Origin of the sequence: Acinetobacter sp. AOR01_HL (genome assembly GCF_027855455.1) — a bacterium.
Lineage (GTDB): Bacteria > Pseudomonadota > Gammaproteobacteria > Pseudomonadales > Moraxellaceae > Acinetobacter > Acinetobacter baumannii.
On the sequence record NZ_JAKTIM010000053.1, the window covers coordinates 12,518 to 27,930 of the forward strand.

At 40.0% G+C, this 15,413-nt stretch carries 15 protein-coding genes and 1 tRNA gene; 3 read left to right on the top strand and 13 right to left on the bottom strand.

Translation table 11 applies throughout. From position 1 onward, the window contains the following. Positions 1-11 precede the first annotated feature (11 nt). Genes mnmC through MKL62_RS16755 form a run of 4 tightly spaced genes read right to left on the bottom strand, consistent with a single transcriptional unit; the run spans position 12 to position 3,342 of the window. On the bottom strand, positions 12-1,883 hold the full coding sequence (gene mnmC, locus MKL62_RS16740) for a bifunctional tRNA (5-methylaminomethyl-2-thiouridine)(34)-methyltransferase MnmC2/FAD-dependent 5-carboxymethylaminomethyl-2-thiouridine(34) oxidoreductase MnmC1 (protein ID WP_005127945.1): 1,872 nt from the start codon (positions 1,881-1,883) through the stop codon (positions 12-14). Between the two features lie 23 nt (positions 1,884-1,906). After that, positions 1,907-2,386, bottom strand: coding sequence for an SH3 domain-containing protein (locus tag MKL62_RS16745; protein WP_001175201.1), 480 nt, complete (start codon positions 2,384-2,386; stop codon positions 1,907-1,909). A gap of 4 nt (positions 2,387-2,390) precedes the next feature. Beyond that, entirely contained in the window at positions 2,391-2,693 is a 303-nt protein-coding gene (locus tag MKL62_RS16750; protein ID WP_001115787.1) for a YciI family protein, read from the bottom strand. Between the two features lie 34 nt (positions 2,694-2,727). Continuing rightward, complete coding sequence (locus MKL62_RS16755; RefSeq protein WP_000645707.1) at positions 2,728-3,342, bottom strand: septation protein IspZ; 615 nt, start codon at positions 3,340-3,342, stop codon at positions 2,728-2,730. Positions 3,343-3,386: 44 nt separating this feature from the next. On the opposite strand from MKL62_RS16755, the gene MKL62_RS16760 reads away from it, so the two are divergent. After that, positions 3,387-4,238, top strand: coding sequence for a PHP domain-containing protein (locus tag MKL62_RS16760; protein WP_005127949.1), 852 nt, complete (start codon positions 3,387-3,389; stop codon positions 4,236-4,238). A 7-nt stretch (positions 4,239-4,245) separates the two neighbouring features. On the opposite strand, the gene MKL62_RS16765 is transcribed toward MKL62_RS16760, so the two are convergent. Both MKL62_RS16765 and radC read right to left on the bottom strand, forming a co-directional pair. After that, on the bottom strand, positions 4,246-5,157 hold the full coding sequence (locus MKL62_RS16765; RefSeq protein WP_000637023.1) for a bestrophin family protein: 912 nt from the start codon (positions 5,155-5,157) through the stop codon (positions 4,246-4,248). 62 nt (positions 5,158-5,219) lie between these two features. After that, positions 5,220-5,939 carry a RadC family protein gene (gene radC, locus MKL62_RS16770; protein ID WP_085920667.1) on the bottom strand — a complete coding sequence of 240 codons (720 nt, stop codon included), beginning with the start codon at positions 5,937-5,939 and terminating at the stop codon, positions 5,220-5,222. Positions 5,940-6,039: 100 nt separating this feature from the next. Here radC and coaBC point away from each other — a divergent pair, with 100 nt between their 5' ends. Further along, positions 6,040-7,293, top strand: coding sequence for a bifunctional phosphopantothenoylcysteine decarboxylase/phosphopantothenate--cysteine ligase CoaBC (gene coaBC / locus MKL62_RS16775; protein ID WP_000006958.1), 1,254 nt, complete (start codon positions 6,040-6,042; stop codon positions 7,291-7,293). 63 nt (positions 7,294-7,356) lie between these two features. Here the strand turns inward: coaBC and secF are convergent, their stop codons facing one another. From secF to queA, 7 genes are all read right to left on the bottom strand, one after another. Then, a complete protein-coding gene (gene secF, locus MKL62_RS16780) occupies positions 7,357-8,322 on the bottom strand; it encodes a protein translocase subunit SecF (protein WP_001984787.1) in 966 nt (321 codons plus the stop codon). Positions 8,323-8,330: 8 nt separating this feature from the next. Next, positions 8,331-10,232 carry a protein translocase subunit SecD gene (gene secD, locus MKL62_RS16785; RefSeq protein WP_002061384.1) on the bottom strand — a complete coding sequence of 634 codons (1,902 nt, stop codon included), beginning with the start codon at positions 10,230-10,232 and terminating at the stop codon, positions 8,331-8,333. Between the two features lie 51 nt (positions 10,233-10,283). Further along, positions 10,284-10,613 (bottom strand): preprotein translocase subunit YajC, encoded by a 330-nt coding sequence (yajC, locus tag MKL62_RS16790; protein ID WP_000051669.1) that lies wholly within the window; start codon positions 10,611-10,613, stop codon positions 10,284-10,286. Positions 10,614-10,711: 98 nt separating this feature from the next. Then, a complete protein-coding gene (tgt, locus tag MKL62_RS16795; RefSeq protein ID WP_000667229.1) occupies positions 10,712-11,845 on the bottom strand; it encodes a tRNA guanosine(34) transglycosylase Tgt in 1,134 nt (377 codons plus the stop codon). 175 nt (positions 11,846-12,020) lie between these two features. Continuing rightward, complete coding sequence (locus tag MKL62_RS16800; RefSeq protein WP_002061425.1) at positions 12,021-12,590, bottom strand: LemA family protein; 570 nt, start codon at positions 12,588-12,590, stop codon at positions 12,021-12,023. An 86-nt stretch (positions 12,591-12,676) separates the two neighbouring features. Continuing rightward, on the bottom strand, positions 12,677-13,705 hold the full coding sequence (locus MKL62_RS16805; RefSeq protein ID WP_005127950.1) for a hypothetical protein: 1,029 nt from the start codon (positions 13,703-13,705) through the stop codon (positions 12,677-12,679). 153 nt (positions 13,706-13,858) lie between these two features. Continuing rightward, complete coding sequence (gene queA / locus MKL62_RS16810) at positions 13,859-14,896, bottom strand: tRNA preQ1(34) S-adenosylmethionine ribosyltransferase-isomerase QueA (RefSeq protein ID WP_005127951.1); 1,038 nt, start codon at positions 14,894-14,896, stop codon at positions 13,859-13,861. Positions 14,897-15,078: 182 nt separating this feature from the next. Between queA and MKL62_RS16815 the strand changes: the two genes are divergently transcribed. Next, positions 15,079-15,165: transfer RNA gene (locus MKL62_RS16815), tRNA-Leu, on the top strand. Positions 15,166-15,413: the final 248 nt, after the last annotated feature.

Below are 15,413 nucleotides of genomic sequence, written 5' to 3' on the forward strand. Positions count from 1 at the left end.
TCTCAAGTGCACTATTGAGATTTAAAATAAGGTTTCTTAGGTTTAACTTTCTTTTGAAAACGTTGGGCATCTAATTTCTGTAATAGGCTTTTGGGAACAGGACAAGCTTCACCTAAAATTTGGGCCACTAAAACTTCACTACAAAGCGGCGCAAATAAAAAGCCCTTTGAGCCTAAACCTGCAAAAGTAGAAATACGGCTTTCATTCTGCATTTTTCCCACAACTGGAAAATAATCTGGACTTTGAGCGCGAACTGATGCTCGTCCTTGCCATTGTTCGACTGGCGGTAATTGTTTTGCATAATGAGGAAAAACGCTGTGGATTAATTCAAAGTTATGCACATGGTCATCAAGCAGTACTTCTTGATCGTCTCGGTTTGGGTAGAAAGAAGCCCCTAGAATAAGTTCAGACGTATTCAGTTGCATACAATAACCGCCATAGCTATAGGCTTCGTTTAAAGGTAAGGTTGCAAAAGAATTATCAACCCAGCTCACCTGTCCACGTATAGGTTTTAATAGCGGATAATTTTCAAATAAAGCAGCACTTTCTCTGGCGCAGCACACCACGACATGATCAGCTTCTAAAGTAGTTTCATTACCACTTTTTAATTGAACTTTATTTTCAAAAGAAACAAATGTCGTGATATTGGCAATTTTCAGTTCAATACCTGGATGTTGCAAAATTTCATCACGTAATTGGTGCGGAGAAACTGCTCCAGCTTCGGTCAACAAAATATGTGGATAGTCTGATTCAAGTGAGCTTGTTTGCTGCGTGACAATATCAGCAGGATATTGATTAGTAAGATCGAGAAGATCTTGTGCATTTTTTAAAGCCATTTGCTGTATTTGAATGGGACGAAAGGCTTGAAAATTTTTATAGAAATTTAATGCATGTTGCCAGCTTAAAGTCATGAGATGCTCATGGCTTTGTTCAATTGGGCATAGTTTCGGATTAAGCAATGCCAACGGATTGCCAGAAGCACCTGATAACGGCACTGTACGCTCAAATAGAGTGACCTGATGCCCACGTTGAGCAAATGCCCAAGCTGTGCTTAAACCTGCAATCCCAGCGCCAATTACGGCGATACGCTGCTGAGTAAATTGGAAAGTATCTCTAACTGGTTCTAATAAAATTTCTTCACTTACAGGTGCTTTCCAAACGGCTTTAAGCATTTCCCGTTTATGCCCAAAACCGCGAGGACGAGTAATATCGACTCCGTGAGCCTTTAGCCCACGTTTGAGGATACCAGCTACACTAAATGAGGCAAAGGTAGTGCCATAGTCGGAAAGCCGAACAATATTATTTAAAACATTTTGTTCCCACATGTCCGGATTACAAGAAGGCGCAAAACCATCTAGAAACCAAGCATTCACTGCCTTCGTTTTTACCATACTTGGAAAAATATCTTGTGCATCTCCTAACCATAGGTCGATGCTGAAGCGCTCTTCTGGAAAACTTAAACGATGGCAGCCTGCAAGAGGGAAGGGATATTGCTCAATAAGTTGTTTGGAAAGCGGTCTAAGTTCATCCCATACATTTAAAGCACGAATGAGATCAGCTTTGCTTAAAGGAAACTTTTCGACGCTAATTGCATGTAAATGACTGTGGTTATTTGGACGTACTTGTTGCCATAGTTGCCAGAGCGCAAGAATATTTAAACCAGTGCCGAACCCGGTTTCTCCTACACTGAAATATTCAAAATCTTGTAAATTGGCTAATCGTTCTGATAGGTCATTGCCATTTAAAAATACATGCCGTGTTTCAAGCAGACCATTATCTTTAGAAAAATAGACATCACCAAATTGTTTGGAAATGGGAACTTCAATACCATCAATAGATTCCCAATCCAGCTCAGCAGTTTGTATACGGTTTGATTTGTTCATTCGGTTTAATAAGTCGCTCAGGATTACCACTGACGTCGACGTTTGGTGTAAACATAACTCGCAATAAAGAAGCCAAGCAGTACGCCACCTGCAAGAGTTACTGCGCCATATAAGAACATTTGAGCACTACGTTCACTTTGTAAAACTTGTACCTGAACAGACAAGTTATCGTTCTTTAGCTGCAATTCTTGGTTTTGTGCTAGCGCTTCAAGGTTTGCATGTTCTAGCTGTTTTAGACGAGATGCTTGATCTTGAACTAAAGCCTTAATTTTTGCATCTTGCTGTTGCTTGTTCTTTGCGATTTGTTCTGCTGTAAGCGGTTGTGTTGTGGTTGGTGCTGTTGTAGTCGCGGGTTTAGCTACAGTTGCAGAAGTAGGTGCTGGTTTAGCATTTTGTGTCGACGCTGCAGTTGGAGGCGTTGCTGGTGTCGCAGCAGGTTCAACTGCTCCGGCAGTTGAACATATCAAACACAAGCCAAGAAAGCTTTTGGTTGCAAGCTGCATGCGTTTACCCTTTTGGAAATGCTTTATTAAATGGTTTGACATCAACATGACTATAGATGCCTTCTTTCAAAAATGGTTCTTCTTTTAACCATTCATCTAAGGCTTCACGTGTATCAAACTCTACAATCATGGTGCTGCCATAGAAACCAGCTTGCGGGTCATTAGGGTCTTTTGGCATCGCTCCAGCAGCAACTAGACGACCTTCATCATCAAGTTTTTGCAAACGTTCGATATGTTGAGGACGTACTGCTAAACGTTTCTCTAGAGTTCCTTCGTTATCGGTACAGCTTAGAACAAAAAAAGGCATGTCATCGTATCTCTATAATCAATCCGAAACCACATTAAGCATCTGGTGACTTAAAATGTTTACGTAAAATAATGAACTGAATAATGATAAATGAAAACATGACAATCATGTCACCAAATGCAGTAAATTCGCCCCAATATTTTCCGCCGTGGAATAAAAACGCAAAGAAAACATGTAAACCAGACATCACGACAAACATAGCTGCCCAAGCAAAGTTTAAATTTTTCCAACCTTTTTCGCTTAAGGCTAAAATCGGATCAAATAAACGTTGAATAAGAGGCTTACGGTCTTTACCAAACCAAGGTGAAACTAAGAAAGCACCTGCAAAAACTAGATTCAAAATAGCGGCTTTTAAGCGGATGTAAAAATCATCGCTCAACATAAGGGTAATACCACCAAAAATGACTGTCATGAACAGCACAATCCATTGCTGTTTATCTAGACGGAACTTTTGCATGATGAACAACGCACCATACACTACCAGCATTGAAATAATTAAACCGGTAGTAGCGACAAGAATATTATTATTATCAACACCGCCAGCAGACCCGATCAGTTTGAGTAAAGGATGCTGTGTATCGGCTGGATCAACTGTCTTATATAAATAAAAGAAAATAATTAATGGAACAAAGTCCAGTAGTGCTTTCATGTTAGAGTATCTGATCAGGTTTGGTGAATGGCATAGTATAAAAGATGCAAGGCATAGATTTACATACACATAGCAATATTTCTGATGGAACTTTGTCTCCGGAATTGCTAGTGCAAGCTGCTGTCGATGTGAAGTTGCATACTTTAGCGCTAACCGATCACGATACGATGGATGGATTGCAGCGTGCAAGAAATGCTGCACAACCCCATGATTTGCAAATTATTTCTGGTGTGGAGATTTCAAGCCAGTGGTCACGACCAAGCACGAAAAAAAGCTATGGCGTACATATTGTGGCTTTAAATATGCAAGATGAAGCTCCAATTTTAGAAGCATTAGAACAACAAAAAAGAATTAGAGCACAAAGAGCAGAAGTTATTTGTGAACTATTAAAAAAGTGTATTGGCTTTGATATTTATCAAGATGTTCTCGATAAAGTTGAAAATCAACCAGACCGGATTACCAGAACCCATATTGCTAAAACCTTAGTTGAAAAGAATGTAGTAAGTCGTCCTCAACAAGCTTTTGATCGTTTTTTAAAAGAAGGGAAGCGTGCTTTTGTAAAGTTTGAAGGATTGAGTTTAAAAGAAACCATTGAGGTTATTCATAACAGTAAAGGATTTGCAGTTTTAGCTCATCCAACCCGTTATGATTTATCGGCTACAAATACCCGGTATTTGATTGAGATATTCGCAAGTTATGGTGGAGATGCAGTGGAGTTGCCGCCTCCTGTAGATCCTTTATCTACTCGCCAGATGATTGATCGTATGATTGACCAGCATCATTTGGCTATTTCAATTGGTAGCGATTTTCATGGTGAAAATATGCCGTGGATTAAATTAGGAAACACCCCTAAACCAGCGAGTAACCAGCAAGGCATTTGGGAGCGTTTTATCTAATCGCATTTTAGAGCAAGTTGTTATCTTGAGCTTGAATTGGAGGAGGTGTGGGCTTACCAAGTGTCCCCAAAAGCTCAATTTCGATACTACGTACCATTGCATCTAAAGGTAAATCATTACTTTGCGTGCCAAATGGTTCTTCAATTTCAGTACTTAAAGCATCAAGTCCTAAAAATGTATAAGCCAGAATTCCAACCAGTAAAGGCGTTGCTAAACCAAGCAAAGATCCTAAGCTAAACGGCAACATAAAACAGAAAAAATAAACAGTACGGTTAAGCAAAACTGAATAAGCAAACGGAATAGGAGTATTTGCAATACGGTCACAGCCAGTTTGTACGACACTTAGATCTGCAACATTCTTATTCATTTGAGCATAAATAATATCTGAAATTTCCCCTTCTTTAAGCGCTTGTAATAATTCCCATTGAATAAGGCTAAGCGTATATTGAGGTGCGTTATTTTGTTGGTAAAGTTGGGTAAGTGCTTGTTGGCTCATGCCACTGGTTTGTATTAGCTCGGTGGGGTTGGCTGTTTGACGGCGTAAACGGTCACGTAACACATTGGCGAATACAATAACGTGCTGAATGACACGTTCACGGCGGGCTTGAGTTAAAATCCGGCAGTCACGGTCGAAATGACGCGAAGTTGCAATCAGGACCCCCCATAATTTTCGGGCTTCCCACCAGCGGTCATAACATGCAGTATTCTTAAAACCTAAAAAAATAGAAAGTACGACACCAATTAAAGTAAAGCCAACTAAAGGAATTTCTGGAAAACGGTAGAGATTAATATATTCAACCCCACCAATGATTGCCGAAATCAGCATTACTACCCCTAAAGAGGGCAAAATTTTTGGTAATATCGTCCCTCGCCAAGAGAATAAAACTTTAAAAATACTGGGCTGTTCACGAACAATCATTTTATTTTAAACGTCGCTATTTTTGTTTTTGATATTCTAAGCTTAGTGATGCTTTGTCAATATCATTGAACGGCTATTGAAGTAGGGTTGAGCAGTTGTTGTTCAGCAAATGAAAAGCTACCTTCTGGCGAGATAATAAAATGGTCCAGCAGACGAATTTCAACAAGCTGACAGGCCTGTTCAAGTTGCTGTGTGAGTTTAATATCTTCAGGAGAGGGCTGTGGGGAACCAAATGGGTGGTTATGTGCTATTACTAATTGGCAAGCGTGCTGTTGTAAGGCATAACGTAAGGTTTGATTCACTGAAACAGCGCAGTGTTGAACTGAACCAAAAAATAACTTTTTAAAATGTAGTTTTCTCAACTCGGCATCTAAGCAAAGTACGGCAAAGACTTCTTGTTTTTCACCTTTTAATTCGTAACGCAAATAATCTAGAACTAAATGAGAAGAATGAAGGCTTAGCTCAGTCTGACTAAAATGATAGTCGAGATAACGCCGTCCAAGCTCTTTTACGGCCAGTAATTGGGAATACTTGGTAGCTCCAATACCATTAAATTGAGCTAATTCATTGTAAGATGCATCGAAAACAGCGTTTAGACTACCAAACTGTTGAATCAGTAAACGTGCGAGCTCTACTGCTGAATGTTGACGTGAACCTGAGCGAAGAAAGATCGCGAGTAGTTCAGAGTCAGAAAGGCTTTGAGGGCCTTGTTGTAATAACCGTTCTCTTGGCCGTTCTTGTTCTGGCCAATTTTTAATAGAAGTATTCATATTCCCCAGCAATATTCTGCTTAAAAATTTATTTTGTTTGCCCAATCAATCTTGGGTCTGCGCGTATTTAATGCTATTGTGAGCGCCACTGCAACAGAAAGGTATCCTGTTCGTGAGCTTTGATTTAAGTGTTATTCCTCATAAAAACATTGTTTTAGCTGTTACAGGTGGGATTGCTGCCTATAAGAGTGCCATTTTGGTCCGTCGTCTTAAAGATTATGGTTTTGACGTTCGGGTTGTGATGACGCACGGGGCTCAAGCATTTATTACACCTCTAACCTTTCAGGCTCTTTCAGGAAATCCTGTACATACCGAGCTTTTAGACCCTGAGGCTGAAGCTGGAATGGGCCATATTGAATTGGCTCGTTGGGCTGATTTATTACTGGTTGCTCCAGCAAGCTGTGACACATTAGCTAAGTTTGCTAATGGTTTGGCAGATGACTTACTCAGTACTTTATTTTTAGCAACTAAAGCGCCTGTGTGGGTCGCTCCTGCGATGAACCAGCAAATGTGGGCTGCAAAAGCAACTCAGCGTAATTTACAAACTCTGGTTGAAGATGGCGTGCATGTGATTATGCCAGATGCAGGGGAGCAGGCGTGTGGTGATGTAGGCTTAGGCCGTATGCCGGAACCGGAAGAAATTGCAAGGCAAGTGGCGGGTTATTTCCATCAAGCCCAACGTGCAATTGCTGAAAAATTTGGGTTGTTGGCAGGTAAGCGAGTTGTAATTACTGCCGGACCAACCCGTGAGGCGATTGACCCTGTCCGTTATATCTCAAATCATAGTACTGGAAAAATGGGCTTTGCTTTAGCTGCGGCATGTTATGCAGCAGGCGCAAAAGTTACGTTAATTGCTGGTCCCGTAAGTTTAGATACTCCAAACGGTGTTCAACGTGTAAATGTTGCTTCGGCTCGACAAATGTTAGATGTCAGTATGGAGTCGCTTGAGACTGGCTGTGACATCTTTATTGCGACGGCGGCTGTAGCTGATTATCGCGTCGCCGAAGTGGCAGAGCATAAAATTAAGAAAGCAGGGGATGAGCTGAATGTTTCCCTTGTAAAAAATCCGGATATTGTGGCAACGATTGCAGCTCAGGAAAAACGTCCATTTATGGTGGGCTTTGCTGCCGAAACGCAGAATGTTGAAGAATATGCAGCAGGGAAACTGGTTGCTAAAAAGCTAGATATGATTGCATGTAACGATGTTTCTCGTGCTGATATTGGCTTTGCTTCTGATGAAAATGCGATGACAGTATTTTTTGCTGAAAGTTACCATATGAAAAAACGTGAGTTAGAGAAAGCATCTAAGCAAGAAATTTCTCAACAATTGGTTGAAGCTATTTCGGATGCATTACGCCGTAAATAATTTTTGAACCAAATAAAAAAACCGCGAATAAATCGCGGTTTTTTTATAGTCTTATTTAGACAATCAAGGGATTTCATCTTCAAATTCAGGTTTGACCTGAACAATGAAGTCTTGACGGTTAAGACCACGCCATAAGGCAAATGCTGTACCGATATAAATCGAAGAGTAAGTACCGACAAAGACACCGACAAACATTGCAACAGAGAACCAGTGTAAGCCATCACCACCTAAGAACATCATTGCAAGTACTACGAGCAATAAGGTCATTGAGGTATGGATGGTACGGCGTAAAGTCTCAGTTAACGCAATATCAACGATTTCACGTGGAGTTGCACCGCGAATTTTACGGAAATTTTCACGGATACGGTCTGAAACCACGATGTTATCGTTAAGCGAGAAACCAATCACCGCAAGTACCGCAGCTAAAACTGTTAGGTCAAATGGCCATTGGAATAAAGCAAATGCACCAATAATGATGATGATGTCATGGAATAAAGACATCACGGCACCCATTGCGAGTTTGAACTCAAAGCGAATGGTGACATAGATCAACATTAAAATCAGCGCAAGTGCAACAGCACCAGCCGAACGAACATAAAGCTCGTTACCTACCTGACCACCTACAGAGTCCACTTTATGAACTTCTGCTGCATTGTTTGGCAATTGCACAGCTTTGGTAATCGCATTATTAAGATCTTCAACCTTAATATCTTGTACTGGCATGCGAACAAGTAAGTCTTTATTACTACCCAAAGTTTGTACTACAGCATCTTTAAAACCAGCTTTGTCGAGAGCCTGAATAACTTCTGCCTGATTTGCTGGCTGAGCATAGTTAAGCTCAGCTGAAACACCACCTGTAAAATCCAAACCTAAGTTAAGACCTTTGGTCGCAATAAAGAAAATGCTCGCTAAAGTAATAAGGATCGAGAAGATTGCTGCAGGTTTAGCAATCTTCATGAACGGGATGATTTTTGCATCATCCGGACGACCATATTGTTTTGAAGGCTGTTGAGTCACTTTAGTCATCATAGATCTCCTTAAATGCTCAACTTTTTCAAGTTACGGCGTTTACCATAAATGATTTGTACAATCGCACGCGTTACTGTAATTGCAGTAAACATTGAGCAAATAATACCGATCATTAATGTCACGGCGAAACCTTTAATCGGGCCAGTACCGATTGCAAACAGAATGAATGCAACAAGGAACGTTGTTAAGTTCGAGTCGAAAATGGTGTTATAGGCTCGATCATAACCCGCCACAATGGCCTGTTTAGGTGAGGCCCCCCAGAGCATTTCTTCTCGAATACGTTCACATATCAGTACGTTGGCATCGACGGCCATACCAATGGTAATGACGATACCCGCAATACCTGGTAAGGTGAGGGAAGCACCTATCCAAGACATAATGGTTAAAATCATTGCCAAGTTAAATACAAGTGCAAAGTTCGCGATTAAACCAAATAGACGGAAGAATACGACCATCCAGATTGCAACAAGCAAGAAACCGATTTGCGTTGATAGTACACCTTTATCAATGTTTTCTTGACCAAGGCTTGGACCAACAACACGCTCTTCAACGAAGTACATTGGCGCAGCTAAAGCACCGGCACGAAGCATTAACGCAAGTTCAGATGCTTCTTGAGGTGAACTTAAACCAGTAATACGGAAAGTTGAACCTAAAACGGCTTGAACGGTTGCGGCATTAATCACGACAGACTCGGTATATGGTGTACGAACTTCTGTTTGAGCACCAGTTTTTGGATCTGTAACGTAGCTAATCTTTTGTTTATTTTCGATGAACAATACCGCCATGCGTTTTCCAACTGCATTACGGGTTGCATCTGACATCAGCTTACCGCCAGCACTGTCGAGCGTAATATTTACTTCGGCACCACCAGAGTCTTGGCTAAAGCCAGAACTTGCATTTTGAACGCGTTCACCAGTCAAGATACGGTTACGTTGCAACAACAGTTGGCGACCACTATCTAAAGACTGATAAGCAAAAACTTCCGTACCCGGAGGTAACGGTTGACCATTATATTTACCCGTATATGGATCAATATATTGATCATTTAAGTCAGATACCAAACGGAATTCGAGGTTAGCAGTACGGCCTAAAACACGTTTAGCTTCTGCTGTATCTTGAACACCCGGTAATTCAACGACAATACGGTTGCTACCCTGACTTTGTACTAAAGCTTCTGCAACACCAAGTTCGTTAATACGATTACGTAGTGTTGTTAAGTTCTGATTAACTGCATAAGACTGAATTTCTTGACGACGTACATCAGTATAAGTGAGCTTTAAGATTGAACCTGTCGTGCTCGCTAATGCCTGTTGGGTATATTCATTACCATTACGGCGTAAAAAATCCATTGCTGCATCACGATCCGCATTGTCAGCAAACTGAACAGTGATCACATTATTATTTAACGCAAGATTGTTAAATTTAATTTTGTTTTCACGGAACTGACGACGCAAATCAGTGGCAGAGGTTTCCATACGTTGGGAAATGGCTTTGTCCATATCTACTTCAAGCAAGAAGTGGACACCACCACGTAAGTCCAAACCAAGTTTCATTGGTTTCGCCCCAATTTTTTGCAACCATTCTGGAGTTGTTGGTGCAAGGTTTAGGGCTACAACATATTGATCACCTAAGTCACGGCGTAATACTTCTTTTGCTTTCAATTGCGCTTCAGAAGAGCTGACACGCAAGAGAGCAGCATTATTTGTAAAAGTATTATCGTGGCTTGCAATATTTGCTGTTTTTAAAATTTGCTCTGCTTTTTGCACCACACTTTGATCAATTTGGGTACCAGCTTTGGCACCGGAAATTTGAACGGCGGGCTCATCCGGATATAGACTAGGCAGTGCGTATAATGTACTGACTACCAGAACAACCAGAATCAGTAAATATTTCCATGCAGGGTAACGCATTCGCTTTCTTCTTAAATGAAAAAGCCGTGCTAAAGCACGACTGTTTTATGATTAAAGGTTATTTAGAGTGCCTTCTGGTAATACAGAAATTACGCTGGCACGCTGAATTTTTACTTCTACACCACGGTTAAGTTCAACAACCGCATAGTCACCTTCAAGTTTAGTTACTTTGCCCATTAAACCGCCAGCAAAGACAACTTCGCTACCAACACCCAAGCTTTCGATTAAAGAACGGTGTTCTTTTGCACGTTTTGCTTGAGGACGCCAAATTAAGAAATAGAAGATTGCAACGAATACAACAATCATCAAAATGTTTGGTAAAAGGCCAGGGCTTTGGGCTGCTGCTGGAGCTGCATGTGCAGTAGAAATGAACAAGCTCATTTTAATTTCCTAAAGTTAAAAAATATGAGTCAGATACCTGACATAATCCTAATTCGTTTTGCAATTTACCTTGTCTTGAGGTTGAGCGCAAATCTCGCTTATTCATCGACAGGGCATGGTGGAACTTCTAATCCGCGGCGGGCATAAAAGTCCTGAACAAATTCATCAAAAGTGCCATTGTCTAATGCATCACGCATACCTTCAGTTAAACGTTGGTAATAACGTAAGTTATGAATGGTACCAAGCATAGACGCCAACATCTCTCCACACTTCTCAAGGTGGAACAGGTAAGCACGAGTAAAGTTCTTACAGGTATAGCAATCGCAGTGTGGGTCAAGTGGTCCTTGGTCATGACGATATTTACTATTACGAATACGTACCAGACCATCAGTGACAAAATAATGACCATTACGTGCATTACGTGTTGGCATTACACAGTCAAACATATCGACACCACGGCGCACCGCTTCAACGATATCTTCAGGTTTACCTACACCCATCAGGTAACGTGGTTTGTCATGCGGCATCTTGTTTGGAAGATAATCTAAAACCTTGATCATCTCTTCTTTTGGTTCACCAACTGACAAACCGCCAATTGCGTAACCGTCAAAGCCGATTTCAAGTAAGCCATTTAAAGACTCATCACGTAAGTCTTCATACATGCCGCCTTGAATAATGCCAAATAACGCATTTTTATTTTTAAGTTCATCGTGGTGATGAGCCTTACAGCGTTTTGCCCAGCGCAAAGAAAGCTGTAATGATTTTTGTGCTTCTTCATGTGTCGCAGGATAAGGCGTACATTCATCAAAAATCATGACAATGTCAGAGTTCAATACATGCTGAATTTCCATTGAAATTTCAGGCGATAAAAAGACTTTTGAACCATCAATCGGAGAACGGAAAGTAACACCTTCTTCCTTAATTTTACGCATAGCGCCAAGACTAAATACTTGGAAGCCGCCAGAGTCAGTCAAAATTGGCTTATTCCATTTAATAAAGTCGTGCAAGCCGCCGTGTTGCTTGATCACTTCAAGGCCCGGACGCAAATATAAATGGAAGGTATTACCTAAAATAATTTGTGCCTGAATATCTTCAATATCACGTGGCAGCATGCCTTTGACTGTACCGTAAGTCCCCACCGGCATAAAAACAGGGGTTTCAACAACACCATGTTCTAAAGTTAAACGACCACGACGGGCACGACCCGACTGACCTAATTTTTCAAACTTCATTTAAAAATCCTGAACAATAGCAAGCAATGCCGTAGGGCAGTGCAAGGGCGAAAAAACAGTTCGCTGCTAAAAAGAGGGCTATTTTCCTTGATTCTGCGACGTAGTTCTACTACTAAATGTAGCTGACTATAAAATCGGTCAAATTTCTGAGTGACCGATTGTCTTTTTATTTCGACTAAAAGTTCGGTTTATAGTCAAACTTGTTAGTAACCAAATTATCTCGAAAAGGACGAATTGTTTTTTTAGATAAAGTCATCGTATTGATAATATTATTTGGGAACACTTCAATCTGATTATTAAATACTTCGACGTTGCGGTTAAAAATGCTGATTGCCGCGCCGACATTTTCGTTTTGTTCCTGAATATCATCCATCATTTTGCTATAGAGCGTATCTGCTTTTAGTTCAGGATAGTTTTCAACCACGACATTTAGGCTGCGGATTAGCTCTTTACTCATTTTTTCAATCTGTTGTAATTGAGCAATATCAGTATGATCGACATTCAAACTTAGAATTTGCTGACGTAAAGCAGTTACTTGTTCTAAAGTTGACTTCTCGAACTGAGTATATTGATTGAGTGTGGTTTCTAGTGCTTCAAGTGTTTTTACTTTCTGGCGTTCGAAATTGGCAACCTCAGCCCAAGCGCGTTTGGTCGCATTGAAATAACGCACAATGTTATTGCGAATGTGGATGCCCCAAGCAATCAGTACAACGAAAATCCCCAAGAAAATGAATAAGCCTGTCATTTTTACTCCTCTTATTGTTATTCCCTCATTATGCCCTCTAACTTCTTATTTTTTTAATAAGTTGCCAGTTCAGCAGTACGAGAGATTTATTTAATTAAATTAAGCATGAATTGCTGAAATTTTTCATATTGCGGCATAGTCATGGTACGTAAGTGACCACGTAATGCGGGAATATCATGAATTTCACTACGTTTACTGGTGGTTTGAAAAAGATCTTGCTCACCGAGATAACATAATAGTTGCTCTTCATGATGATAAATTAAATCCCCGCTAAAATGTTGAAAAAAATCATGAAATTTTAAAGTTAGACTTGGACTCATTTCTTTAGCTAACTGGTACTGGTCGGTTCCGAAAATACTCAGTTCTTGGTTAATGAGAATGTCGCTACTTTGCCATTCGCTTAAGTAAGGCTCAAAAAAGCGAGAACGTTGATTACTTACAGCAATACCTAAAGCTGGCATTTGAAAAATAAAAGCGCCCCATAAGTCTTTATGAATCTCTTTTACTATTTGTTTATCGCTGTTCTGGTCTTGAAGAATAGGTAAATTATTTACATAGTGATATTTAAATAGCAGCACTTGATGATCTGTAATGCCGTCATTCCATGTTACTGAAGCAAACTCGGTAATTTCATTCGCTTCATTGCCTCGATTAAAAAGTGGAAAGTGTTGTTTTAATTTGCTTAAGACTAAAATGGGTTGGGCTTGTATTGGAAGATAAGCTGGTAACTGCTGAAACTTTAGGCCATAACGTAAAGCAGTCATACGCTGTTCTAAATAATGAATAACTTCAGTTAAAGGTTTTTGCGGTTCATAGAGCAAATAGGCGAGGAAACCAGATAAAAATGCCCATAATAGACTCCAAATATATTGAATATGAGGATGAAAAAAATATCCAAACAATAGCGTCGTAATACTGCAAATACTTAATAAATACGACAGGGTATTCACAAAACGAAGGTTATGATCTTCACGCCATGGATGTAACGCGTTTAAGAGTTCTTGATCTGTTTGTGACTTTTGTCCAGCATCCCAAAGTCGGGCAATATTACGAAAGACCTGTGTATTTTTTTTACGTCTTATATGAAGTGCTTGTTGTGCGGTATCAATTGGCATGAAGGTAATGAGTTGATTATCATAAATTGCTAACTCTAGATTATCTTTTAAATTGAAAGAGATAAATAGAAATACTAAGACTATTTTTATTTTAATTATAGATGCTGGGTTAAACCTCAAATTAACTAATAAGACTTAACCCAGCTTTAATCTTTAAACTTCTAATTTATCAATCAGCATTGCATCACCATAACTAAAGAAGCGATAGCGATCTTTAACGGCATGTTCGTAAGCAGCCAAAATATTTTCTCTATTTGACAATGCTGAAACTAACATGAGCAGGGTAGACTCAGGTAAATGGAAGTTAGTAATTAATCGGTCTACGATGCAGAACTCATAACCTGGATAAATAAAGATTTGCGTATCACCAGTCCATGCTGCGATTTTTCCGCCATGCGCTTGAGCTGCACTTTCTAAAGCACGTGTTGCAGTTGTACCCACAGCAATCACTTTATTACCGCGTGCTTTAGTTGCCAAAATTAAATCAATAGTTTCTTGAGGAACATCACACCATTCACTGTGCATGACATGATTCGTAATGTCATCAGTACGTACAGGCATAAAAGTACCTGCACCGACGTGAAGAGTCACAAACGTTTTCTTAACGCCTTTTTGGTCTAACTTTGCTAACAACTCTTCGTCAAAATGCAAGCTAGCTGTTGGGGCAGCTACACTGGCAATTTTTTCTGGGTTATGGAAAACCGTTTGATAGCGTTCAGTATCAATTTCTTCTGCTTCACGATTGAAGTAAGGCGGAATAGGTAACTGACCAGATTGCTCAAGTACAGGTAAAATTGGCTGTGAAAACTCAACGACAAATAAGTTTTCGTGACGGCCACGAACAATCACAGGAATATTGTCTGCACCGACAAAAAGCTCAGCTCCTGCTTTAGGCGAGTTACTTGCTTTAATATGGCAATACGCTGTGGTGTGGTTCAGCATACGCTCAACCAAAATTTCAATAGCCCCACCTGTGGCACGTTTTCCTTTCAGTCGAGCCTTCATGACTTTGGTATCGTTGAGTACCAATAAATCACCTTCTTCGAACAGATCAATAATATCTGTGAACATATGATCGTGATATTGGCCCTTAGCATCTAAATGCAATAAACGTGAAGCACTACGTGTTTCGAGTGGGTAACGGGCAATAAGTTCATCGGGTAGTTCAAAGGAAAAGTCAGACAGTTGCATATTTGAGAAAAAACACCGCAAAAATTGCGCCTAGTATAAACTTTTTCGCTTTTTAATGGCTGTGCTTCTGGCCTAAATCATGAAAAATGTTTAAATGATCTAAAAGTGAACGATAATATTCACTTAGGGTTTGACAAGTTTTGCAAACGCGCTAATATACGCAACACAAACATACTTCCTCTCCCGAGGTGGTGAAATTGGTAGACGCGGCGGACTCAAAATCCGCTGTCAGAGATGACGTGTCGGTTCGAGTCCGACCCTCGGGACCAAGATTCAGAATCTTTTGATTCTACGAAAACCCCTAAACTAACGGTTTAGGGGTTTTTTGTTGGATATAAAAAGTTCCTAGACTTTAAAAAATTGTGAACTACTTACTTTGGTTCCGAGGGTCGGGATCAAATCGTTTATAAATTTAGAGCTATTAAAGGTCTTTTAATTTTTCAATTTAAGAAGACTTTATTTAAATATGAAATGCATTTGATAAAAGCAAAATTTGAGTCGAAGTTAAGGTTTCATA